General features: G+C 69.5%; 15 protein-coding genes. 10 read left to right on the plus strand and 5 right to left on the minus strand.

Annotated elements, in window-relative coordinates:
* The first annotated feature begins 100 nt into the window (after positions 1-100).
* The gene (locus VZQ01_RS20340) at positions 101-1039 is read left to right on the plus strand and encodes an NAD(P)/FAD-dependent oxidoreductase (protein ID WP_426748729.1); all 939 of its coding nucleotides are present in this window, start codon (positions 101-103) and stop codon (positions 1037-1039) included.
* Positions 1040-1084: 45 nt separating this feature from the next.
* Complete coding sequence (locus VZQ01_RS20345; protein ID WP_141332502.1) at positions 1085-1966, plus strand: AraC family transcriptional regulator; 882 nt, start codon at positions 1085-1087, stop codon at positions 1964-1966.
* Positions 1967-2363: 397 nt separating this feature from the next.
* Here VZQ01_RS20345 and VZQ01_RS20350 read toward each other — a convergent pair whose 3' ends face one another.
* Positions 2364-3269, minus strand: coding sequence for a LysR family transcriptional regulator (locus VZQ01_RS20350; RefSeq protein ID WP_426748730.1), 906 nt, complete (start codon positions 3267-3269; stop codon positions 2364-2366).
* Positions 3270-3345: 76 nt separating this feature from the next.
* Between VZQ01_RS20350 and VZQ01_RS20355 the strand changes: the two genes are divergently transcribed.
* The 4 genes from VZQ01_RS20355 (at position 3346) to VZQ01_RS20370 (ending at position 10104) form a co-directional block, all read left to right on the plus strand.
* Positions 3346-5571, plus strand: a complete 2226-nt coding sequence (locus tag VZQ01_RS20355; protein ID WP_426748731.1) for a S9 family peptidase — start codon at positions 3346-3348, stop codon at positions 5569-5571.
* A gap of 67 nt (positions 5572-5638) precedes the next feature.
* Positions 5639-6376, plus strand: a complete 738-nt coding sequence (locus VZQ01_RS20360) for a hypothetical protein (RefSeq protein WP_223784148.1) — start codon at positions 5639-5641, stop codon at positions 6374-6376.
* 142 nt (positions 6377-6518) lie between these two features.
* Complete coding sequence (locus tag VZQ01_RS20365) at positions 6519-8585, plus strand: M36 family metallopeptidase (RefSeq protein ID WP_426748732.1); 2067 nt, start codon at positions 6519-6521, stop codon at positions 8583-8585.
* 88 nt (positions 8586-8673) lie between these two features.
* Complete coding sequence (locus tag VZQ01_RS20370) at positions 8674-10104, plus strand: S28 family serine protease (RefSeq protein WP_426748733.1); 1431 nt, start codon at positions 8674-8676, stop codon at positions 10102-10104.
* Positions 10105-10117: 13 nt separating this feature from the next.
* Here the strand turns inward: VZQ01_RS20370 and VZQ01_RS20375 are convergent, their stop codons facing one another.
* The gene (locus VZQ01_RS20375; protein WP_426748734.1) at positions 10118-11776 is read right to left on the minus strand and encodes an LVIVD repeat-containing protein; all 1659 of its coding nucleotides are present in this window, start codon (positions 11774-11776) and stop codon (positions 10118-10120) included.
* A gap of 241 nt (positions 11777-12017) precedes the next feature.
* Between VZQ01_RS20375 and VZQ01_RS20380 the strand changes: the two genes are divergently transcribed.
* From VZQ01_RS20380 to VZQ01_RS20395, 4 genes are all read left to right on the plus strand, one after another.
* Positions 12018-13139, plus strand: a complete 1122-nt coding sequence (locus VZQ01_RS20380; protein ID WP_223784144.1) for an AAA family ATPase — start codon at positions 12018-12020, stop codon at positions 13137-13139.
* 205 nt (positions 13140-13344) lie between these two features.
* Positions 13345-14526 carry an FAD-dependent monooxygenase gene (locus VZQ01_RS20385; protein WP_426748735.1) on the plus strand — a complete coding sequence of 394 codons (1182 nt, stop codon included), beginning with the start codon at positions 13345-13347 and terminating at the stop codon, positions 14524-14526.
* 132 nt (positions 14527-14658) lie between these two features.
* Complete coding sequence (truB, locus tag VZQ01_RS20390) at positions 14659-15552, plus strand: tRNA pseudouridine(55) synthase TruB (RefSeq protein WP_426748736.1); 894 nt, start codon at positions 14659-14661, stop codon at positions 15550-15552.
* A 303-nt stretch (positions 15553-15855) separates the two neighbouring features.
* Positions 15856-17307 carry a hypothetical protein gene (locus VZQ01_RS20395; RefSeq protein WP_223751015.1) on the plus strand — a complete coding sequence of 484 codons (1452 nt, stop codon included), beginning with the start codon at positions 15856-15858 and terminating at the stop codon, positions 17305-17307.
* 461 nt (positions 17308-17768) lie between these two features.
* Here the strand turns inward: VZQ01_RS20395 and tkt are convergent, their stop codons facing one another.
* The 3 genes from tkt to VZQ01_RS20410 form a co-directional block, all read right to left on the minus strand.
* Positions 17769-19829: a transketolase gene (gene tkt, locus VZQ01_RS20400; protein WP_248543609.1), complete on the minus strand. Its 2061-nt coding sequence runs from the start codon at positions 19827-19829 to the stop codon at positions 17769-17771.
* A 240-nt stretch (positions 19830-20069) separates the two neighbouring features.
* Positions 20070-20510 carry a hypothetical protein gene (locus VZQ01_RS20405; RefSeq protein WP_426748737.1) on the minus strand — a complete coding sequence of 147 codons (441 nt, stop codon included), beginning with the start codon at positions 20508-20510 and terminating at the stop codon, positions 20070-20072.
* Positions 20511-20893: 383 nt separating this feature from the next.
* Positions 20894-22810: a hypothetical protein gene (locus tag VZQ01_RS20410; RefSeq protein WP_426748738.1), complete on the minus strand. Its 1917-nt coding sequence runs from the start codon at positions 22808-22810 to the stop codon at positions 20894-20896.
* Between the last annotated feature and the right edge of the window lie 30 nt (positions 22811-22840).

Genomic DNA, 22840 nt, shown 5'->3' on the forward strand with positions numbered 1-22840 from the left:
CCGCACGCCTGGCCGGGGAGCCGGGCCGACCCGACGATGCGCCGATTCGCCCTGAATCGGCGCTCTCCCGCGAGCGAGGGCTCCCGTTTAGTTCTTCACCATGAACGACACACAGGTGAAGGACGTGGTGATTGTGGGGGGTGGCCCGGCGGGCCTGAGTGCCGCGCTGATCCTGGGACGGGGCCGCAAGCGGGTGCTGCTGTGCGACGCGGGCGCTCCTCGCAACGAGCGGGCGGAGCACATGCACGGCTTCGTCACCCGGGACGGCATCCCCCCCGCGGAGTTCCGCGCCATCGGCCGCGAGCAGCTGCGCCCCTACGACGTCGACGTGCGCGACGTGCGCGTCGAGCGCATCGAGCCCAAGGGGACACGCTTCCAGGTGACGCTGGGCGACGGCCAGGTCGTCGAGGCCCGCAAGGTGCTCCTGACGACGGGCCTGGTGGACCAGGTGCCGGACCAGCCCGGCTTCCGCGAGCTGTGGGCGCACAGCGTCTTCCAGTGTCCGTACTGCCACGGCTGGGAGATTCGGGACCGGGGCTGGGGCGTGCTCGTCCCCCAGGAGAACACCCATCACCCGTACGTCGACTTCGCCCTCTTCCTGAAGGGCTGGACCTCCAACCTCACGCTCTACACCCAGGGCCATCTGGCGCTGACCGCCGAGCAGCGTGAGTCCCTGCGCCGCGCCGAGGTGCGCGTCGTCGAGGGCAAGGTGCGCGGCCTCATCCCCACCCAGGATGGCCAGCGCCTGGAGGCGGTGGAGCTGGAGGACGGCACCCGCGTGCCGCAGGAGTACCTCTTCGCGCACCCGCCCCAGAAGCAGACGGCGCTGGTCCAGGGCCTGGGGCTCGCGCTCGACGAGCTGGGCTTCGTCAAGGTGGGCCCGACGCTGGAGACCTCCGTGCCCGGCATCTACGCGGCCGGAGACCTCACCACGCGCCTTCAAGGGGCCCTGGTGGCCGCGTCGGCGGGCGCGATGGCGGCCTACACGCTGAACCACCTGCTCAACATGGACGCCCTGGGCCTGGCGCACCCGGCCTGACGCCGGCTTGAGCCCGGCCCCGCCAACCGCTACGAGAACGACCCCATGGCGTCCACCGAGCAGTCCTGTGTGCATCCCCCCTCCACGCTGCGCCAGGACTTCGAGGAGAAGCGGCGGCTCACGTGGGTCGGCACGCTGGGGCCCGTGGCGCCCCTGCGAGTCACCCCCCGCGCCAGGGTCCACGCGTACGCCGCCATCGTCCTGGTGTTGAAGGGCGAGTCACACGTGCGGCACGCGGGGGACCTGGTGCTGCGCGCGGGCGACGTGCACCTCATCCCACCGGGAGATGCGCATGGCCATGAGCACTCGGACGCGCAGGGCCTGGGGCTGGGCTTCTATCCCGAGGCCCTCTCCGCGAACGCCGAGGAGCGCGAGGCGCGCCTGGGGCCGCTGCTGCGCGTGCGCGCGGGCTGCCACCCCGTCTTGCGTCCCACCAGCGTGCAGCGCCGCCGCCTGCTGCGCTGGATGCGGCTGATGGAGGAGGAGCAGACCCGGAACGAGCGCGGCAACGAAGAGGCGAGCCTGTCCCTGCTGCGCCTGGTGCTCATCGAGCTGGAGCGGATGGCCTCCCCCGAGGCCCTCACCGAGCCCGCCTCCGTGGGCCTCAGCCGCCGGGCGCTCACGTACATCGAGACCCACTGCCTGGAGCCCCTGTCCCTGGCGAAGGTGGCGAAGGAGCTGGGCCGCTCGGCGCCACACGTCGCGGGCGTGGTGCGCCAGGAGACGGGCCGCACCGTGGGCGAGTGGATTCTCGAGTGTCGGATGGCCGAGGCCCGCAGCCGGCTGCGCCACACCGACGAGCGCGTGGACATCGTCGCGGACCGGGTGGGTTACGCGGATGTGACGCACTTCATCCGACTCTTCCGTCGCGTGCATGGTGTGACACCCGCCGCATGGAGGCGACGCATGGCGCCAGGGGTGCGCTGAACGCACGTTCTCTATTTCGTGGGGCGAATGGATTGACAGGAAACTGTCATCTGGGTAGTTCCGGGGCATGCCGACGCCGATGAGGGACTCATCGGGAGCAAGCCTTTCGAGGGCTGCTCCCCGAGGGGCGGTTGCGTGCCCATGCTTCAGCGCAGCAGCGGGACAGCACGGGCGGTGTCGCTGATGGCGACGCGTGCGAGTCGAGGAGGCAGGGTCGCCGCGCGGCCCGTGTGTCTCAACCCCGAGGAGGGGTCTTCCGCTCCGGAGGGAGGCGGCGCGCCGCCGCTGTTGTGCCCGTTCTGGTTCAACCTGGGCCCGCAGGTGGCGGCCAACGACACGGAGTCCCCGTCCCGTAGGAAGGGTCGCCGCAAGGGTGGGCCCACCGCGTCCTGAGCCTTCAGTCCGACGTGTCGCGCCCCGAGCGGGCCACCGTCTCGTGGGCGAGGGCGCGGAAGTGCTGCGCGGCGGGTGACGGCCGCCGTCCAGGGAAGGCCACCACCAGCTCCGCGTGGCCGGGCGCGCCGCTCAGGGGGCGGAACACGACGCCCTTGGGGCACAGGGCCTGGGAGGACGCGGGCGCGATGGTCAGCCCCAGCCCCGCCTCCACCATGCCGACGACGGAGGGCCACGAGCGCGCCTCCTGTCGGATGTTGGGGGAGAAGCCCGCCGCCAGGCACATGCTCGTCACCAGGTCATGCAGGCCGGGCGCGGAGTGGCGGGGGAACAGGACGAAGGGCTCGTGCGCCAGCGAGGACAGCGCCACGACGCGCTGCCTCGCGCGAGGGTGACGGGCGGGCAGGGCGAGCACGAAGCGCTCGCGCAGGAGCCGCTCCACGGTGAGGCCCTCGTGGCGGAAGGGCGCGCGCAGGATGGCCAGGTCCAGCTCCCCCGAGGCCAGCGCCGCGCCGACGTTGAGCGTCTCGCTGTCATCCAGCTCCAGCTTCACCTTGGGGAAGCGCGTGCGGAAGCGCAGCACGATGTCCGGCAGCACGCCGAAGGCCGAGGACGCCGCGAAGCCGACGCGCAGCGTGCCCGACTCGCCGCTCGCGGCCTCGCGCACGGCGTGGGTGGCGTCCACGCGTCGGGCGAGCAGCGCGCGAGCCTCCTCCAACAGCCGCGCCCCGGCGGCGGTGAGGGCCACGTGGCGGCTGGTGCGCGTGAGCAGCTCCACGCCCAGCTCGGACTCCAGCCGGCGGATCTGCTGGCTGAACGGCGGCTGCGCCATGCCGATGCGCGCGGCGGCGCGTCCGAAGTGCAGCTCCTCCGCCACGGCGATGAAGAGCTGGAGCTGGCGGAATTCCATATCGAGACGATATCCGTCTGGATGGGTGCTGAAAGAGATATTGGTCGTGAAGGATGCGGCTCCCTAGCATCGGTGCATGCGACTCTCCTTCCTCGCCCTGATGCTCACGACGCTGACGGGTACGCCCGTCCTCGCGGACCCGCCCGGTCCGGTCTTCGCGCCCGTCCCGGACACGAGCACCCAGGCCAGGCTGGACCTGGCGGACCGGTACCTCCGGCGCGTGGAGCTCGTGCGGGACAGCCTGGTGCCGCCCCGGTGGCTGCGCGAGGGAGACCGCGTGGTCTTCTGGGCCCGCGAGGGCAAGGACGGCGGGACGTGGGTGCTGGCGCACGCGAGGACGGGCGAGCTCGAGCCGCTCGTGTCCGGGGAAGCGCTGCGCCGCCAGCTCTCCGCGCTCCTGGGCAAGCCCGTCACGGCGCCGCGCTTCCACGACGTCGCGCTGGCGCCGGATGAGCAGGGCATCGTGTTCCAGCTCGACGGGAAGACCTTCGGACTGGGCCTGTCGGGAGGCAAGGTCACGCGGCTGTCGCCCCAGGACCGGGCCGCGCTGACGCTGTCTCGCGAGCATGTCCTCGCGCCGCGGGGAGGGGCGCTCGCGGTGCGGAAGGAGGGCGGCTTCGCGGTGCTGGGCGCGGACGGGGCCACCGTGGTGGAGCGCAAGGGCGAGGAGCGGCTCGACTGGCGGATTCCCGAGCGAGCCTGGTCGCCGGATGGTCGCTACCTCGTGGTGTGGCGCGAGGACACGCGCGCGGTGCACCAGGTCCCCGTCGTGGACTACGCCACCGCGCTGGAGAAGGTGACGACGGTGCCGTACGCGAAGGTGGGGACGCCGCTGCCGCGCTCGGAGCTGCACCTGGTTGACGTGACGACGGGGAGCGTGACGCGCGTCGCCCCCGTCGAGGGTGAGACGTATGACTTCTTCGCCGGCTGGAACCCCGAGGGCACGGAGGCGCTGTGCCTCCACCTCTCGCGGGACGCGAAGCGGCTGGACCTCACCGCGGTGACGCCGGGGAGCGCCCAGCGTCGGCACGTGCTGCGCGAGGAGCGTCCGGAGACGTTCGTCGCGGGTCTCGACTTCGCGGTGGGCGGCTTCGAGCAGCAGGTGACGGCGCTGCCCTCGGGGCGCGGCTACCTGTGGATGTCCGAGCGCGACGGCTGGCGTCACGTGTACGCGTATGACCGCGCGGGGAAGCTCGTGCGGCAGGTGACGCGGGGCGCCTTCCCCGTGCATCAGGTCGTGTCCGTGGCGCCCACCGGTGACGCGCTCTACGTGCTGGCGTCCGCGGACAGCGGCGCGCCCTACGAGCAGCTCATCTACAGGGGCAGCCTGAAGGGCGGCGCGCTGACGCGGCTGTCCTCGGGCTCGGGGATGCACCGGATGACGCCGTCCCCCTCGGGCCAGTACTACGTCGACACCTGGTCCTCGCGCACGCAGCCCCGCGTCCGGGAGCTGGTCTCCGTGAAGGGAGGCCAGCGCGTGCGCCTCACCACGTCGGACGCGAGCGAGCTGGAGGCGCTCGGCGGCACGAAGCCGGAGCCGCTGCTCGTCAAGGCGGCCGACGGCGTCACGCCCCTGCACGGCGTGCTCTACAAGCCGCGCGACTTCGACCCGAAGAAGCGCTACCCCGTCATCGCGCACATCTACGCGGGGCCCTTCCTCTCGGTGGTGCCATGGAGCTACATCGGCAACTACGAGTCATTGACGGCCAGCGCACTCGCGCAGCTCGGCTTCGTGGTGGTGCTGCTGGACCCGCGCGGAGGGCCCGGACGGAGCAAGGCCTTCCAGGACGCGAACCACGGCCGCGTGGGGCAGACGGAGATTCCCGACTACGTCACGGGCCTGGAGCAGGCCGCGTCCACGCGTCCGTGGATGGACCTGGAGCGCGTGGGGCTCCATGGGGCTTCGTGGGGTGGCTACTTCACGCTGCGAGGCATGCTGACGGCGCCGGACTTCTTCAAGGCGGGCTATGCCGTGGCGCCGGGCGCGCTGGAGGAGGAGGCCATCATCAACGAGCCCTACCTCGGCCTGCGCGACCAGAATCCCCAGGGCTACGCGGCGGGCGACAACCTCGCGCTCGCGCACCAGCTGAAGGGACAGCTGAAGCTGATGCACGGCACCAGCGACGTGAACGCCACGCTCTCGGTGACGATGCGGATGGCGGACGCGCTCATCAAGGCGGGCAAGCGCTTCGAGCTGCTGCTCATGCCTGGCGAGCCCCACTCCCCGCGGGGCGCGGCCAGTCGCTACTCCCGGGACGACGTGGGCCTGTTCTTCCTGCGCACGCTGGGCGAGCCCCGGTGAACGGCGCCTGGGGCACGAACGCACCCTGGGGTAGACTTCGGCCGTGGCCAGAGTCCGTCTTCGGTGTGTGAACTGCGGTGCCCCCTTCCTCAAGTCCGTGGAGCGTGAGTCGACGTGCGGCCATTGCGGCGCGGACCGGCCCCGGCCCTCGAACAACCCCCTCCCCCTCGGGTGGAAGGAGGTCCCGGCGCCCAGGTCGTCGAACGACACGAAGGTCATCGTCGCCTGGGGGCTGCTGGGCATCGGCCTCACGGGCGGCCTGCTCGCCGCCACCCTGATGCTGGCGCTGTCGCCTCACGACGAGCCCCCTCCCCGGGTCGTCACGCCCAGGCCGGTCTCGCCGCCCCCGCCCCCCATCGTCACGCCTCCGCCGCCGCCTCCTCCCATTGTGGAGGCACCGCCGCCCGTGCCTGAAATCATCGTGGAGAAGCCCGTCAAGCGGCCGCCTCCGCCGATGCCCAGGACGAACGAGGCCTGGGGCGCCCTCCAACTCGCGAAGAAGCTGCGCCAGTACGACTACTGCGGCAAGGAGGCCATCCTCCGGGACGGCACCATCCCTCGCCGCTTCACGCTCCACGCGCGGTTCGACGCGAACGGCGAGGGCATGCGGGGCCACGTCCTCCCCAAGACGTCCGTGCGGATGCTCGATGCCTGCATCAAGAACAGGACGAAGTACGTCTACCTGGGCACGCCTCCCGAGAAGCGCGAGTTCGAGGTGGAGGTGACCCTGTCCTTCGCGCACCTGCGCCCCAAGGGCAAACCCGAGACGTACGATGACCAGTGGAGTGTCCTCTATGACGACTGAGTCCGCGCGTCGCCGGGGGCTTCCGCCAGGAAGTCGATAAGTCACGCGGGGGCGCATTGGAGGCCTCCGGGTGACGCGTGTCTCCTCCCGGTGCGCGACCGCCCCATGTCGGGGCTGTTCCGTCGCGACCCAGGAACACGACATGTCCTCACGTGATGTCCGACAGTCCCTCGTCTGCGCGGTGCTGGTCTCGGGAGTGCTCTGGCTTCCCTCCGCCCGCGCGATCACCCCGCGGGACCCGACGGAGCGGCACCACGACGCGCGCCTGTCGCATAACGCGGGCCCGCGCCGGCGCGTCTCCGCGGTCCAAGGTGAAGCGGAGGCCCGCCTGCGTCGCGCGGTGCCGGAGCTCCGCGTGGAGGTGGACCCCTCGACGGGGCGGGTGCGCTCGCTGGTGAACCTGGTGGGCGCGCTCTCCGAACCCGCGCCGGGAGACGCTCTGGCCGTGGGGCTGGCGTTCGTCCAGCGCAACCTGGACGTCCTGGGCCTGGAGCTCGCGGACCTGGCGGACCTGGAGGTGGCTGACCGGGTCTACTCCAGGCCCAGCGGCGCCACGCACCTGTATCTGCGACAAAGGTACAACGGTGTCGAGGTCTACAATGCGCGGCTGCAGCTCAACGTGGACCGCGAGGGGCGCGTGCTCGCGGTGCACAGCGACCTGCAGCCCTCGGTGGAGTCGACGCTCGTGGGCGCCACGCCTCGCCTGGGCGCCGCCGAGGCGGTCCGGAGCGCGGCGAAGCACCTGGGGGTGCCGCTGGCCCGAGCGCCGCGAGCGCTCGAGGCGGAGCCGGGCCCGGCGCGGCGCACCCGGGTCGAGGTGGCGGGCCTGTCGAGCGAGCCCATCGACGCGTCGCTCGCGGTGCTGCCCCTGCGTCGGGGGGAGTCCCGCTGGGTGTGGCGCTTCCTGGTGCACACGCTGGATGCACGGCACGCCTACGAGCTGACGGTGGACGCGGAGACGGGCGAGGTCTGGACGCGCTTCGACCAGGTCGCGAGCGATTCGTACAAGGTCTACCCGATGCCGGTGGAGGGCCCCCACCACACGGCCCCGCTGCCGCCCGCGGATGGACGCGCGACGGAGGCGTCACCCCACGGCTGGCACGACACGGACGGCGTCGCGGGCGCGGAGTACACCACGCCGCGCGGCAACAACGTCCATGCGTACGAGGACCGCGACGCGAACAACCTGCCGCCCACGTCGGGAGAGCCGGACTGTGGCGTGAGGCTCGACTGCGTCTTCCCGCTCGACCTCACGGGCGCGCCGTCCACGTACGTCTCGGCGTCCGTCGTGAACCTGTTCTATTGGAACAACCGCCTGCACGACGTGCTGTACCCGTACGGCTTCGACGAGGTGGCCGGCAACTTCCAGGTCAACAACCTGGGGCGGGGCGGCCTGGGCAACGACGACGTGCGCGCCGAGGCGCAGGACGGTGGTGGCATCAACAACGCCAACTTCCTCACGCCGCCGGACGGGGTGCGTCCGCGCATGCAGCTCTACCTGTGGACCGCGCCGGACCCGGACCGGGACGGCTCGCTCGACAGCGGCATCATCGCCCACGAGTACGGCCACGGCGTCTCCAACCGGCTCGTCGGTGGGCCCTCCATCGTCTCGTGCCTCACCAACCGCCAGCAGCCCGGCGAGGGGCTCAGCGACTTCCTGGCGCTCGTGTTCACCGCGCGCCCGGGCGACACCGCGAACACGCCGCGCGGCGTGGGCACCTATCTCCTGAACCAGGCCATCACGGGCGCGGGGCTCCGTCCGCAGCCCTACACGCTGGACCCCCTGCGCAACACCTGGACCTACGAGAGCAGCAACACGCTGCCCGTGCCCCACGGCGTGGGAGCGGTGTTCGCGCAGGCCCTGTGGGAGGTGTACTGGGCGCTCGTCACGCAGTGGGGCTTCGACGCGAACCTCCACGACGCCCAGGGCCGCGCGGGCAACCAGCGCATGCTGCTGTACTTCGTCGAGGGCCTGAAGCGCGCCCCCTGCAACCCCTCCTTCCTCCAGACGCGCGACGCCATCATCAGCGCGGCGCACACGCTGCACGGAGGCGAGGACGTCTGCCGCATGTGGCGCGCCTTCGCGGGCTTCGGCCTGGGCTCCAACGCCACCGCCTTCAACGCCGTCGCCGTCAACGGTTACGCGTTGCCGCCGTCGTGCGACTTCGTCAGGGGCCGCGACGACGCTCCCGCGCGCGTCCCTCGCTGAGCACCACCCGCCACGTTCTGGACGGTGGCCCTCTCGATTCGAGAGTTTGAGGCACCCCTGTGAGGGTTTCCATCGAGAGGAGCGAGACATGTTGGCACGGAGGCATCGGCTTCGGGGCGTGGTGGGCGCGCTGGTGGTGTCGTTGTTGGGAGCGTGTGGTGACGCGGGGCCCGCGGGCGCGCCCGAGGACGAGGGGCAGGCGGGGCGCGCCATCGACGACGACATCCGCGCGCGGCTGGAGGCGCTGCCGGGGGTGACGATTCTGGGGGATGAGCAGTTCGAGGACTTCCGCTTCTTCACGCTCGACTTCGAGCAGCCGGCGGACCATCGCCGTCCGCACGGAGAGAAGTTCCTGCAGCGCATGACGTTGTTCCACCGGTCGACGACGGCGCCGATGGTCATCGACACGGAGGGCGCGGAGCTCTTCACGGAGCCCATCGCCGCGGAGCCGGTGGACCTGCTCAAGGGCAACCAGGTGACGGTGGAGCACCGCTTCTACGGCACCTCGACGCCGGCCTCGCGGGACTGGCGCCTGTTGGACGTGTGGCAGTCCGCGGCGGACGCGCACCGGGTGGTGGAGGTGTTCAAGACGCTCTACACGGGGCGGTGGCTGTCCACGGGCGTGTTCCGGGGCGGCACGGCGGCGCTGCTGCACCGCTACTACTTCCCGAACGACGTGCAGGGGACGCTGGCGTACGCGGAGCGGCACAGCCTGGGCTTGCAGGACGCGCGGGCCGCGCACTTCCTGCGCAACGTGGGGGATGCGACGTGCCGCACGAAGCTGACGGCGGTGCAGCGCGCGGCGTTGGCGCGGCGTGAGGAGCTGGCGCCGTTGCTGGCGGCGCAGGTGGAGTGGGGCTTCACCTTCGACACGCTGGGCGTGGACAAGTCGCTGGAGTTCAGCGTGGTGCGGCTGTCGTTCAACTTCTGGGAGTACCTGGGGCTGGCGCCGTACGACTGCGACAGCATCCCGGAGCCCACGGTGTCGGCGGAGGAGCTGTTCGGCTTCGTGGACCTGGTGGCGGGCCCGGCGTACATCTTCTCCGACCAGGCGCTGGCGACGTTCGGTGAGCCGGAGAGCTACCAGAGCGCCACGGAGCTGGGCGCGCCGCTGTATCCGGAGGCGGAGCTGCGCGACCTGCTGCGCTACCCGGGCGGACAGGTGCCCACGTTCCTGCCGCCCCTGGGCGTGACGAAGTTCTACAACCCGGTGCCGCTGTTGTCGCTGGAGGTATGGGCGCGGCTGCACGCGAAGCAGGTGCTCATCCTGGATGGCGCGCTCAGCCCGTGGAGCGCCTCCGCGTTCCACGTGAGCCCGTGGAACGACGCGTACCGCATCGTGGACCCGGAGGGCATCGGCTTCTACGGGACGCTGACGGCGCTGCCCGAGCCGCAGCGCGCGTTCTTCTTCGAGCGGCTGTCCGACTGGGCCGGCGCGCCCGTGCAGGTGCCGGAGGTCTCCGAGCAGAAGCAGGGCGCGCGGTACCAGAAGCTGCTGCGTCACGTCCGCGGGCGCTGAGTCCGGAGGGGGCTCAGGGCTCGTCGAAGATGAGCAACCCGCGCGAGGAGTCGACCACGTAGACGTGCCCGTCCCCGGGCACGCGCACGCCGTAGGCGCCGGTGAAGGGGCTGTCGGTGCGCTCGGGGTCGGTCTCCCGATAGGTGTTGTGGTGCGCCACCTGTCGGGGGCTCGTGGGGGTGCTCACGTCGAACACGCGCAGGCCCTCCTGGTACCAGGCGACGTAGAGCGTCTGGCCGCGGAGGATGAGGTTGTGGATGGAGGTGACGTTGCGCTTGCGCACCTCGCCAATCTTCACGATGTGCGCCGGGTCGGTGACGTCGAGCACGCGCAGGTGGGCGCCGGGACCCTCACCGCCCTCGAAGGCGATGGTGCGGCCGGCGAAGGTGCCCACCGCGCTGTGGTGCGCGAAGGCCTTGTTGCCGTGGACGAACTGGCCCAGGTGCCGCACGTCCTCGAGGTCCGTGACGTCCATGATGGAGTAACCGCCATTGGCGTTGCTGATGTACAGGCGCCCCTGGTGGGCGAAGGCGTCGTGGGGCCCGGCGAGGGAGAGCGGCTCGGGCAGGGAGATGAGGGTGCGCAGCACCGGGTCGAGCGGGTTCGTCACGTCGTAGACGAAGGTGCCGCTCTCCGGAGCCATCGCGTACAGCCGCTGGCCATCGACGAGCAGGGTGTGCACGCCGTAGGTGCCGGAGGGCAGGTTGCGCACGAAGCCGGGCGCGGCGGGGTTGGAGATGTCGTAGACGACGGTGCCCGAGTCGGCGCTGGCGATGTAGAGCGCGTCCCCGTGGGCCCAGGCGGCGTTCCACAGGTTGTCCTGCGGGAGGCTGATGGAGGTCTTGAAGATGGGGTGCCGAGGGTCGCTGACGTCGTAGACGGACAGACCGCCGTTGCGGCTGTGGCGTCGCATGGAGACGACGTAGGCGTGGGATTTGGCGACGTACACGTCCACGGGCTCACCGGTGGCGACGTGGGTTTCGGAGAGGAGCGTCAATCCGCCGGAGGACTCGGGTTCACCGGACCACTTCGCGACGCGGTGGGCGGTGAAGGTCCCTTTCTGGATGGCGCCGGCGCCGAAGCAGCGGGCGAAGCAGCCGGTGATGCGGTCCGGCGCGAGCGTGTCGCAGCCCCTCAGCGTGGTGGTGGTGTTCGTCACGGTGCGCGAGACGAGGGAGAACCCGCCGTCCCGCGTGTCGCGGGTGAGGAGGGGCTGACCCATCATCGTGTCCTGGGTGCCGTCCTCGCTGAGTCGGAACGAGGTGAAGGCGCCCGTGGCCAGGGTACCGCCATCGCCGAGGGTGCGCTCGGTGCGCAGGTCGACCATGTAGATGCCGTGTTGCTCCAGGGCGGCGAGCGCGGTGGGGTCGCACGAGGACACGTCGAAGCGGGACGGCTCCTGGCACGGGGAGGTGGAGGCGTCGGCGGTGTCGAAGTCGCAGGCGGAGGAGCGGCCCGGGTCCACCCAGTTGCCGCGCTCCTCGAGTGGGGTGGCGGTGCCGTGCCAGGGCGTGCCCGCGTCGGGAGTCCCCGCGTCGTCCTGGGACGACTCGCTCGCGTCGGGAGGAGCCGCGCGGCGGGGCTTGTCGTCGTCGTCGCAGCCGGAGCACAGGGCGAGGGTGAGGACACAGAGGGACGTCAGGAGTCGGTGTGAGCGGGGAGGGTGAGTCATCCGTGGACCTCGGCCGGGGAGAGGTCGCGCGTGGCGACCTCCGCGGATACGTCGCGGTGCGAGGGGCATGGCGCATGGATGGGAAAGTGATTGCCGCGTGATGTGGACTCGGCGCCACGAGTGGCTCGTGGTGGTGGGTGGCGCGAGGATGTGCGCGGTGTGTCGCGACTTCGAAGTGCGAGCCGCCCCTGCGGACTGTTCGGGTTGCGGCGTGAGGCGGGCGCGGTAGGGTGGGCGCTCGATGCCCATCACGCGTTTGCAGATATCGGGTTACCGCTCGGTGCGCCGGCTCTCGATGGAACTCGGGCCGATGAATGTCATTGTCGGCGCCAATGGGAGCGGCAAGACGAACCTGTACCGCGCGCTGTATCTGCTGTCGGTGGCCGCGGAGGGAAGGCTGGCGCGGACGCTCGCGGAGGAGGGTGGGACGCCGAGCGTGCTGTGGGCCGGGCCGCGCATGGCGAAGAAGCCCGTGCGATTGTCGGTGCAGGTGGAACTGGGCGAGCTTGCGTACGAGCTGACCTGCGGAATCGTTCCTCCTGTCCCGAAGATGCCGGACCCCTTCCGCCTGGACCCTGAGGTGAAGACGGAGCACCTGTGGGCTCTCTCCGGAGGGCGCAAGGTGGTGCTGATGGAGCGCAAGGACCGCACGGCCTTCATGCGGGACGCCGATGGGAAGCGGGTGGTGTTTCCCACCCACCTCTGGAGCGCGGAGTCGGTGCTGGACCAACTGGGTGAGCCGCACCGCTTCCCTCGGTTGTCGGAGGTTCAGCGCACCTTCGCCTCGTGGCGCTTCTACCATCACTTCCGCACGGACCCGGACGCGCCCATGCGTCATCCTCGCGTGGGTGTGAGGACGCCGGTGCTGGCGCATGACGGCGCGGACCTGGCGGCGGCGCTGATGACCATCCTCGACATCGGGGACGACCGAGCCCTGGACCAAGGCATCGACGATGCGTTCCCGGGCGCCAGGCTCGATGTCCGCTCGGAGGAGGGCCGCTTCAGCCTGTTCCTGCACATGCCCGGACTGAGTCGCCCCATGGCGGCGGCCGAGCTGTCCGACGGCACGCTGCGCTACCTCTGCCTGCTGGCCGCGTTGCTCAGCCCGCGTCCTCCCGCGTTCCTCGCGCTCAACGAGCCCGAGACGAGCCTGCACCCGGACCTGCTGGAGCCACTGGGCCGACTGCTCGCGAAGGCGTCGAAGACCTCCCAGGTCTGGGTGACGACGCACGCGGAACTGCTGGCGCGCACCGTGGCGAGCGCCACTCGCTGCGAGCCCGTGTACCTGGTGAAGAAAGACGGCGCCACGCAGGTGGAGGGACGCTCGGAGGATGATGAGGACGAGCCCGACGATGATGCGTGAGCCCATCCTCATTCCACCCGCCGCGCTCGTGGACACTCCATCAGTCCGTGCGTGCGCCCGAGGCCATGACCAGCCGCGAGTCCCGCGCGGACATCCCACATCCGTGAGTGACACCGTCAATCAGCGCGCCTGATGTCCTGGCCAGCCACAAGTCCACGTGGGCGATAGAGTCGAGCCGCTTCGGAACCGTTCCTGAGAAGGAGGCATGTCGCTCGTGCCAGCGCGTGAAGTCATCATCGTGGGTGGCGGCGTGGGTGGGCTGTGCGCGGCCCTCGCGCTCCGTCGAGCAGGGCTCCGGGTGAAGGTGTACGAGCGCGCCGAGGACTGCCAGGCGCTCGGTGCGGGGCTCTCCCTCTGGCCGAACGCGATGTGGGCCTTCTCTCTCTTGGGGCTGTCCGACGAGGTGGCTCGGAGGGGAGCCCGGTGGCGACAGACGGTGATGCACCGGTGGGACGGCAAGGTGCTCTCGCGACTCGACGTGAACGCGCTCTGCGAGGAGTTGGGGCAGCCGACGGTGACGCTGCTCCGCGCGGACCTCCAGCAGGTGCTGTTGCGAGCGCTCGGACCGGAGAACGTCCGGATGGCGGCGGCATGCACGGGCTTCCACGTGGAGGGCGACGAGGTCCGTGTCGAGTTCGCGGACGGTCAGCAGGCGCGGGGTGACTGCCTCGTCGGAGCGGATGGCCTGCGCTCCGTCATCCGCCAACAACTGCGCCCGGAGTCGCGAGTCCGCTACAGCGGTCGGACCTCATGGCGCGGCATCGTGACTGTCCCGACGGAGATGATTCCCGAGGGCAGTCAGTTCGAGCTCTACGGCCAGGGGACCCGCTTCGGCATCTGTCATCTCGGCCGGGGTCCGGAGGGGACGTGGCGGATGTGCTGGTTCCTCATGGCCCGAGCCCCCGAGGGTGGACGTGACGAGGAGGGCGGTCATCGCGAAGCGGTGCTGCGCCACGTGCGTGGCTGGATGGCGCCCGTCGAGTCCCTGGTCCAGGCCACGCGCGAGTCGGACATCCTCCGCACGGACATCCATGACCTGGAGACGCTGTCGCGCTGGGGAGAAGGGCCCGTCACGCTGCTGGGAGACTCCGCGCACGCGATGGTGACCGACCTGGCGCAGGGGGCCTGTCAGGCCATCGAGGATGCGCTGGTCCTGGCGAAGCACCTGCGCGAAGGCGGCGACTTGCGCGGAGCCCTGCGGGCCTATGAGGCCACGCGCCGGCCCCGCACGAAGCACGTCGCCGACATGAGCCGGCGAGCCGGGTCACTCCGTTACCTCCGCAACCCCGTGGCACGATGGTCGAGAGACGTGTTGATGCAGGCCCTCCCGCACGCGGTGGCGCTCCAGCACCTGCGCTCCGTGGTCGCCCACGACTTCCTCGCATAGCCCCAGTCCACGGCGGCGCCGTTCTCCGGTGACACCCCCCACCGGCAGGCGCGATGCTGCCCACCTCCCCGGGTCTCCGAGCGTGTCAGCCCTCACTCCGCGCAAGCGCAATCCTCCGTGCAGGGTGGCTTCATGACGCCGGGCCTCTATCGCGTGCACAAGCCGGTGGGTCCCACGAGCTTCTCGGTGGTGCAGTCGTTCCTCGAGGAGACCCGGGCCGTCCCCGGCAAGCGCGTGCCCGTGTGTCACGGCGGCACGCTGGACCCGTTCGCGGCAGGGCTGCTGCTCATCCTCGTGGGACAGTCCACGCGCCTGTTCGAGCTGCTGCACGCCGTGCCCAAGACCTACGAAGCGGACGTCATCTGGGGCACGGAGATGGACACGGGGGACCTGCATGGCCGCCCCGTCTCCCAGGGGGACACATCATCCCTGACGCCCGAGAAGCTCGACGCCGCGCTCGCCCCGTTCCTCGGCTGGAGAGCGCAGGTCCCGCCCGCCACGAGCGCCAAGAAGGTCGGCGGCGAGCCCGCGTATCGCAAGGCACACCGGGGGGAAGTGGTCGAGCTGCCTCCATCGCGCGTGTACCTCCACTCCGCGAGCTGGCTCTCGCACGACCTGCCGCGCACCAGCCGCCTCACGCTGACCTGCCGGGGCGGCTACTACGTGCGCTCTCTCGCGAGAGACCTCGGTCGAGCACTCGGCTGTGGCGCGCACCTGTCCACGCTGCGCCGCACCCGAATCGGCCCCTGGTCCGACCCCGAGCCCGGAACGCGAGTGCTGAGCACGGGCCGCGAGCTGCTCCCCTGGGCGCGAGTGCGTCCGCTCACGGACCACGAGGTCGGCGAGCTGCGTCGCGAGCGCTCCATTCCGCTCATCGGCACGAACCCACCGGACTGGCGTCTCCCCACGGGGTTCCCGGACCCGGAGGCGCCGGTGCGGGGCTTCCACCAGGGCCGGCTCGTGTTCCTGCTGCGTGAGCGGGACGGCGCGCTGTGGAGCGAGTCGGAGCTGCGCGGCGGCCTGTGAGCAGGGCTCGCTGTCCGGCACATGAAACTGCTTTCGAGGGTCGTCCGTATGTCCTGTGCGTCCCGGGACACGGGGGCGGGGGCGGCTCTTTGACAGGCAGGGCGAGGATCCGGTGACTCCAGTCACCACCCAACGGGCCTCCAGCTGGTGACTGTTGTCACCGGTGGTGACAGGTGTCACCACCCCCCACCTCCACCGAGGTGCGCCGTAACTCCCTGAAAATAAAGAAGAAGTGAAGGTAGGCGTCTGTGGCACGGGACGCGCAATAGGGGTGCTCACCACGGCACACGACGGAGACCCCAAATGGCCATCGCTACCACGTTCAAGCCCGCGCTGCAGAAGCTCAACCGCACCGAGGCGAAGCTGGAGAAGCTCGAAGGCAAGCTCGAGCGCGTCCTCGAGCGCGAGCACAAGCTCCTCAAGGAGCTGCGCAACGCGATGAAGCAGCAGGGCCAGAACGGCCGCGCCGGTGGCGACAGCTTCGACGCGGGCTCCTCACGCGGTGGGGTCGCCAACCGCCCGCTGCCGAACGAGTGGAGCCCGCTGGACACGGGGGCGCTGCGCGAGACGAACAAGCTGGACAAGACCAAGGGCCCCATCACCGCGGACCAGCTCACCGAGGCCATCCGTCGCGGCACGGGAGACCGTGACGGCAACGCGGCGCGAGGCGAGTACCGCGCGTTCTCGGAGTGGGCGGAGAAGAACCAGGCCCGCCTCACGCCCGAGGCGAAGCAGGTGATGGACCGCTTCTCCAAGTTCGCCGCCGAGCGCCAGGCCAACGGCCACAAGGACGGCGACTGGCGCGACATGATGAAGGACATGAAGGGCATCGGCGACAAGGGCGCCGAGAAGCAGCTGGCGAAGCTGGACTCGCTGCCCAAGCCCATCTCCGGTGAGCAGATGTCGAGCGCCATCGAGCGCGGCGTGAAGGACCGCGACAACAACACCGGCGACGAGCTCAAGGCCTTCCAGGACTGGGCGAAGAAGAACCAGGACAAGCTGTCGCCCGAGGCCAAGGAGGTGCTGGGCAAGTTCGAGAAGCACGCCAAGAAGGCGATGGCCTCCGGGGACAAGGACCTGTCGCGCGGCGAGCTGGACAAGATGCTCAAGGACTTCAAGAGCGTCGGTGACGTGAGCGCGAAGAAGGCGATGGGGGAGCTGGACAAGGAGAGCGGCCCCATCTCCGGCGAGGACATGCTGGGCGCCATCCAGAAGGGTGTGTCCGACGGTGGCCGCGCCACGCCCAAGGAGCTGGCCGAGGTCCAGAAGTGGGCGGAGAAGAACAAGGACCGCATGACGCCCGAGGCGCAGAAGGTGCTGGAGACGTTCCAGCAGCACGCCATGAAGTCGGGCACCGGTGGCCTCGACAAGGCCGAGCTGGACGCGGCGGTGAAGGAGGCGTCCCAGCACAAGACCTTCCGCGACGACACCATGCGCACCGCGCTCGAGGGCCTGGACGGCAAGAGCGGGAAGATCTCCGGCAAGGACCTGACCGACGCCATCAACCAGGGCGCGGGTGACTTCGACGGGCAGGGCGCGGGCGTGGAGCACGCGGACTTCCAGAAGTGGGCGATGCAGAACTACGACCGCCTCTCGCCCGAGGCGAAGAAGGTCGTGGACCTCTACGGGAAGTACGCCTCGGACGCGCTGGCCAAGGGCGAGACGGGCATCGCGAACACGGAGTTCCAGAAGATGCTCAAGGAGATGGAGCGCGCCAGCACGCCCGTCCTCCCGCCGCGCATCATCGCCGCCTGATTCACGAACACCGCGCGGCCTGGCGCGGCGGAGGGAGCGCCGCCGCGCCACGGACGCGCGCGGCACCACGAGCCGGCACGCACGATGCAGTGAAGACCTCGCGTCGGCGGGACTGTGGCGCGAGGGCCGCACAGGGGGACGGGGGAGGCACTTGAGCTGGGACGCGGGAGCAACCGGAGCCGGGGGGCCCCCGCGGACTGGCGATGACTTTGAAACGGGCGGCTCCGACATAGGGGGAGCCAGCCCTCGGGCTCCCCGAATCGTTGGGGGATGGTTCGGGAGCCTTTTCTTGTGGGAGCGCCCCTCTTTAAGGGGGGCAGCGGGAGCTCGGACTGTTGGGGGATGGCCCGAGCCCCATTCTTGATGCGGTACCGAGGGACAGAAGCATGAAGGGCCCGGACCGTTGGGGGATGGTCCGGGCCCTTCGTTTCTTCAGAGGCGCGCGCGGGACGCGCGGTGGCTCACGCCTTGTTCTTGGCGAGCGTGTCCTTGGCCACCTTCACCACGTTGTCCACGGTGAAGCCGAACTTCTGCTGGAGCGCCTTGATGGGCGCGGACGCGCCGAAGCTGCGCATGGCGACGATACCGCCCTGGAAGCCCACCCAGCGCTCCCACCCGAAGGCGGCGCCCTTCTCCACGGCGACGCGGGCGCGCACGTTCGGCGGCAGCACGCTGTCGCGGTACTCCTGCGACTGCTGCTCGAACAGCTCCCACGAAGGCAGGCTCACCACGCGCGAGGCGACGCCCTCGGCGGTGAGCTTGTCGTGCGCGTCCAGGCACAGCTGCACCTCGCTGCCCGTGCCGATGAGCACCACCTCCGGCTTGCCGCCCGCCGCGTCCGCCAGCACGTAGCCGCCCTTGGCCACGCCCGACGCCGCGCCGTACTTGGTGCGGTCCAGCGTGGGCACCGGCTGGCGGGTGAGCACCAGCACCACGGGGTGGCTCTTCTGCTGGCCGATGACCCGCCACGCCTCGGTGACCTCGTTGGCGTCGCCGGGGCGCAGGACGATGAGGCCGGGAATCGCGCGCAGGCTGGCCAGCTGCTCCACGGGCTGGTGGGTGGGGCCATCCTCGCCCAGGCCGATGGAGTCATGGGTGAAGATGTGGAGCGCGGGCAGCTCCATCAGCGAGGACAGGCGGATGGCGGGGCGCTCGTACTCACTGAAGATGAGGAACGTGGCGCCGTAGCCGCGCACCTTGCTGAGGCACAGGCCGTTGACGATGGAGCCCATCGCGTGTTCGCGCACGCCGAAGTGGATGTTGCGGCCCTTGAACTCGCCGGGCTTCATGGACTCGGAGGTGGTGATGTACGTCTTCGTGGACGGGTTCAGGTCGGCCGAGCCGCCCACGAGCCACGGATGGTTCTTGGCCACGGCGTTGAGCACCTTGCCGCTGGACTCGCGGGTGGCCATGCCCTTGGCGTCGGCGGGGAAGGTGGGCAGCTCGGAGTCCCAGCCCTTGGGGGCCTCGCGGCGCTGCATGCGCGTCAGCTCATCGGCGAGCTCGGGGAACTGCTTCTGGTACTCGACGAAGCGCGCGTCCCACGCCTCGCGCAGCTGCTTGCCGCGGGCGCCCACGCGCTCCTGGAAGCGCTCGCGCACGCCGTCGGGGACCAGGAACTTCGCGTCCTCGGGCCAGCCGTAGTTGCGCTTGGTGCCCTTGATCTCCTCGTCGCCGAGCGGCTCGCCGTGGGCCTTGGAGGAGCCCTGGAGCTTGGGGGCGCCGAAGGCAATCTGGGTGGTGACGATGATGAGGGTGGGCTGGTTGTTGCGCAGCGTCTTGAAGGTGTGGAGCGCCTCGCCCAGCACCGTCAAATCGTTGGCGTCGGGGACGTGGAGGACGCGCCAGCCGTAGCCCTCGAAGCGCTTGCCGACGTCCTCGGTGAAGGCCAGGTCGGTGCTGCCGTCGATGGAGATGTGGTTGGAGTCGTAGAGCCAGCAGAGGTTGCCGAGCTTGAGGTGGCCGGCGATCGACGCGGCCTCGGAGGCGACACCTTCCATGAGGTCTCCGTCGCCGCAGATGGCGTAGACGTCATGGGTGAACATGTCGAAGCCGGGCTTGTTGAAGTGCTCGCCCATCCAACGGCTGGCGATGGCCATGCCCACGCTGTTGGCGACGCCCTGGCCCAGGGGGCCCGTCGTCGTCTCCACGCCGCTGGTCCACCGGTACTCGGGGTGGCCGGGGGTGGACGAGTCGAGCTGGCGGAACTTCTGGATGTCCTCGAGCGAGACGCTGAGGGCGTCCTCGACCTTGTAGTCGCGGGTGACGCGCTTGACGCCTGCCAGGTGGAGCAGGGCGTACAGGAGCATGGACGCGTGGCCGTTGGAGAGGATGAAGCGGTCGCGGTCCGGCCAGATGGGGTGGGACGGGTCGTACCGGAGCTCCTGTTGCCAGAGCTGGTAGGCGACGGGGGCCAGGGACATGGGGGCCCCCGGGTGACCCGAGTGGGCTTGCTGGACCGCATCCATGGCGAGGGTGCGGATGGTGTTGATGCTCAGCAGGTCCTGCGTATCGGTGGTCATAAGGTCCTCGAGCTTCCGGCGAATCGTGGGGCGCACCATGCCGGAACTCGCGCCGGTGCGCCGCACGAAAGGACCAGGCCCGCCCGCTCGCCGTCCGGCAGTCCACGAGCCCCTGGATTTTCTGGCCCTTGAGAGGGAGGCCCGACGGTTTGAGCCCCGCCCGTGTCACACGGAATGTGGCAGCGGGCGGGGGCTGGCTCCGAGGAGGTCGCGCACGAGGTTGTGTCGCGGTGCCGTGGCTCAGGGCTTGGGTGGGACTGGTGTGGGGGGCTCGAAGTCGACGCGCAGGGGAAGGAAGTACGCGGGATTCGAGCAGATGCCGTGGAGGCAGAGGTGCGCGTCCTGGTCCATCCCCTTGGCGTCAGGAGCGGCCTTGAAGACCAGCACGTCGTTGGACTGGACGTCGTTGGGCTCCGTCGCGAGTCGGAGCGCACCGGAGACGGTGAGTGGCCCCTTGTCCAACGAGACGAGAATGGGGCTGCAGTCGAGCTTCGTGGGGTCCACGGGTGAAGGCCTGCAGGTGATGTCGAGCGGGAGGTGAGCGGGGAGCGGCGCGGAGATGCGTCCGTACTTCTCGTAGAGGGCGAAGCGTGTCGCCGGGCAACTGATGCGCACATCGATGCGGCCCTTCCCCCGGACGCAGTCAGGGGAGCACTCGTACTTCTGGCGGATGCAGAGCATGCCCCATTCATGTGTGGCGCTCTCCAGCTTGCCGACACTCAACTCGAGGACGGAGTTCTCTTGAACCGGGAGCTGGCAGGGCACGGGCGGAACGCACTCGAGATAGGTAGGCAGGGATTTCTGTTCTTCTTTCGGGGATTTTCTTTCCGTCAGGATGACGCGTGCCTTGATGGGCCCGAACCACCGCACGCTGCCCTCCGCCGGGAGGAGGAGTCTCAGCGGAGGTGCATCACAAGCGAGCGTGAGTGTCGTCTCGGCAGGTTCCGCGGGCTGAGGAGGCGCAACACCTGGCGCGATGAAATAGGGCTTGGTGCAGGATGCACCCAGGACGACGAACAAGAGCAGGCATCGCGGTCCTGGACCTGGGCGAGGACGTGCTCGCATCACAGCGCCTTCTTGAAGAGAGGGAGGAGTTCGGGGACGGAAATCCCGACGAGCACATAACGTCCGCCGTCCGAGGGGGCCCATGTGTAGCCAAAGTAGAATGCGCGGAAGAGGTTGACGCCCACGCCGATGCCCACGCGTGAGTTGGGACCCTGGTCTTTCTCTTCGTCCTTCGTCGTGGGAGGTGGCTCGTTGGCCTCGTCCAACGGGGTGGTGCCTCCACCGATGACAGAGACAGAAGGGGCGAGAGCGACGTAGTCCGCGAGTTTCGGGTAGTCGCGCGTGTTGACGCTCAGTGTGAACGGGAAGGTGACCGCGACCGCGACGTTGCGGAGCTTCTTGTCGTTCACAGGAAAGGCGAAGGAGACGGGGATGCTGGAAGTCGCCTCGACGTCGGCGGCCGAGGCCTTCTGGGCGGCGGCGACGATTTCGGTGACGACCGGGAGCGTGGTGATGAGCCCCAGGTTGTAGACCCAGAAAGAGTCCTTGAAGACGACGAGGTCCTCGTTTCCGAGCACGCGATAGATGACGCGAAAGGTGACGCGCTGGTTGAGGAAGTCCTTCCAGGGGACCATGATCATCCGGTTGCAGCCATGGTGGAAGTCCAGGTCGGTCTTTGCCCTGCGCGTCTTGCCGTCCTTGCCATCGGGAACTTCCAGCTCGAACACCCAGGGGTTGTTCATGAGCGCGGCGGGCGGGAGTTGGAGGCAGGTTGGACGGTCGAGAGAGAGCGAGACATCGGAGTCTTGGTCGATGAGGTTCGCGAGACGCTCGACCGTTCCTCCGGACTCCTCGATGAGCATCAGGGAACCGGCGCTCTTGATGACCGAGAACTTGAAGGTGCTCGCAACCTGCACGAGCACGTTGTCATAGGAGGGCTCGTCAGTGTCCGTGACGACGGTCCGGCCGAAGCTGGAGAAGCGGTCGTTGAGTTGCTCGACGATGCGGTCGGACAGCGCGCGCTTGTGCGCCTCGCGCAGTCGGTCGGCGTTTTTCACCTTGTCGGGGTCGCCCATCAGGAAGGTGAGGGGCTCCGAAGAGGTCGCCGATGGCTCTTGATTGGAGGATGTGGTGGCTTTGGCTTCCTGCTTCGACATCTCGTAGGCCTTCCTCCAATCAATCAAGGTGTTCGTGTTGGTTCCCTTGGAGGTCTTGCAGTAGGAGAAGAGGATGGGAACACCTCCCTGTGTGAGGATCCACCGGCGGTTCTTCAGCTCATTCTTGTCGGGGTCTTCGTCGTTGGCCGTGTCGTCGCCTTCGGCTGTATCGTTGTTCTTGTCCGTGCCTGGGGTCTTGGCCGTGTCGTTGTTCTTGTCCGTGCCTGGGGTCTTGGCTGTGTCGTTGTTCTTGTCCGTGCCTGGGGGCTTGGCCGTGTTGCGCCGGACCGTGCTCGGGCGTGGGGGCGTCATGGGCCACCCGGAGCCCATCTCGGCTTGCCCAGGCTTGGCGTGATGGAAGAGCTCCATCTCCTGCATGCAGAGGAAGTCGCTCGAGTAGATGGCCTGCAGTGAAATCTTGACGGCGACGACCGCGTCCGGCTGGTCATCTCCGCGCCAGCGCACCAGGGTGTGCTCACGCTCGGGCAGCTTCGCGATGTCTTCGGTGCGGACGACCGTGGTCGTCTGCTGAGAGCCGAGGTCCACGGTGAATCGAAGCCGGTTGAAGATCGAGGTCGCGCTCATCGAGACGCCATCCGGTTCGAACTGGACGATGAGCCGGTCGAGCGCATAGCCCTCGCCGCCATCGGGAAGCAGGGCGTTCTCGTTCAGTTTGAGGCGGATGACCTTGGCCGAGCTGGAGCCCGCAGTCGGCTCATAGATGGCGAAGAAGTCAAAGGGGCGTGCGAACGCACCCGAGGAAAAGATGACGCACAACAGGAACAGCAATCGATTCGCGGTTCTCGCGTGGTGCTCCATGGTGTCCCCCTCTTCGACTCGATGACGAAG

The sequence above is a fragment of the Myxococcus faecalis genome (assembly GCF_050039385.1).
Classification (GTDB): domain Bacteria; phylum Myxococcota; class Myxococcia; order Myxococcales; family Myxococcaceae; genus Myxococcus; species Myxococcus fulvus.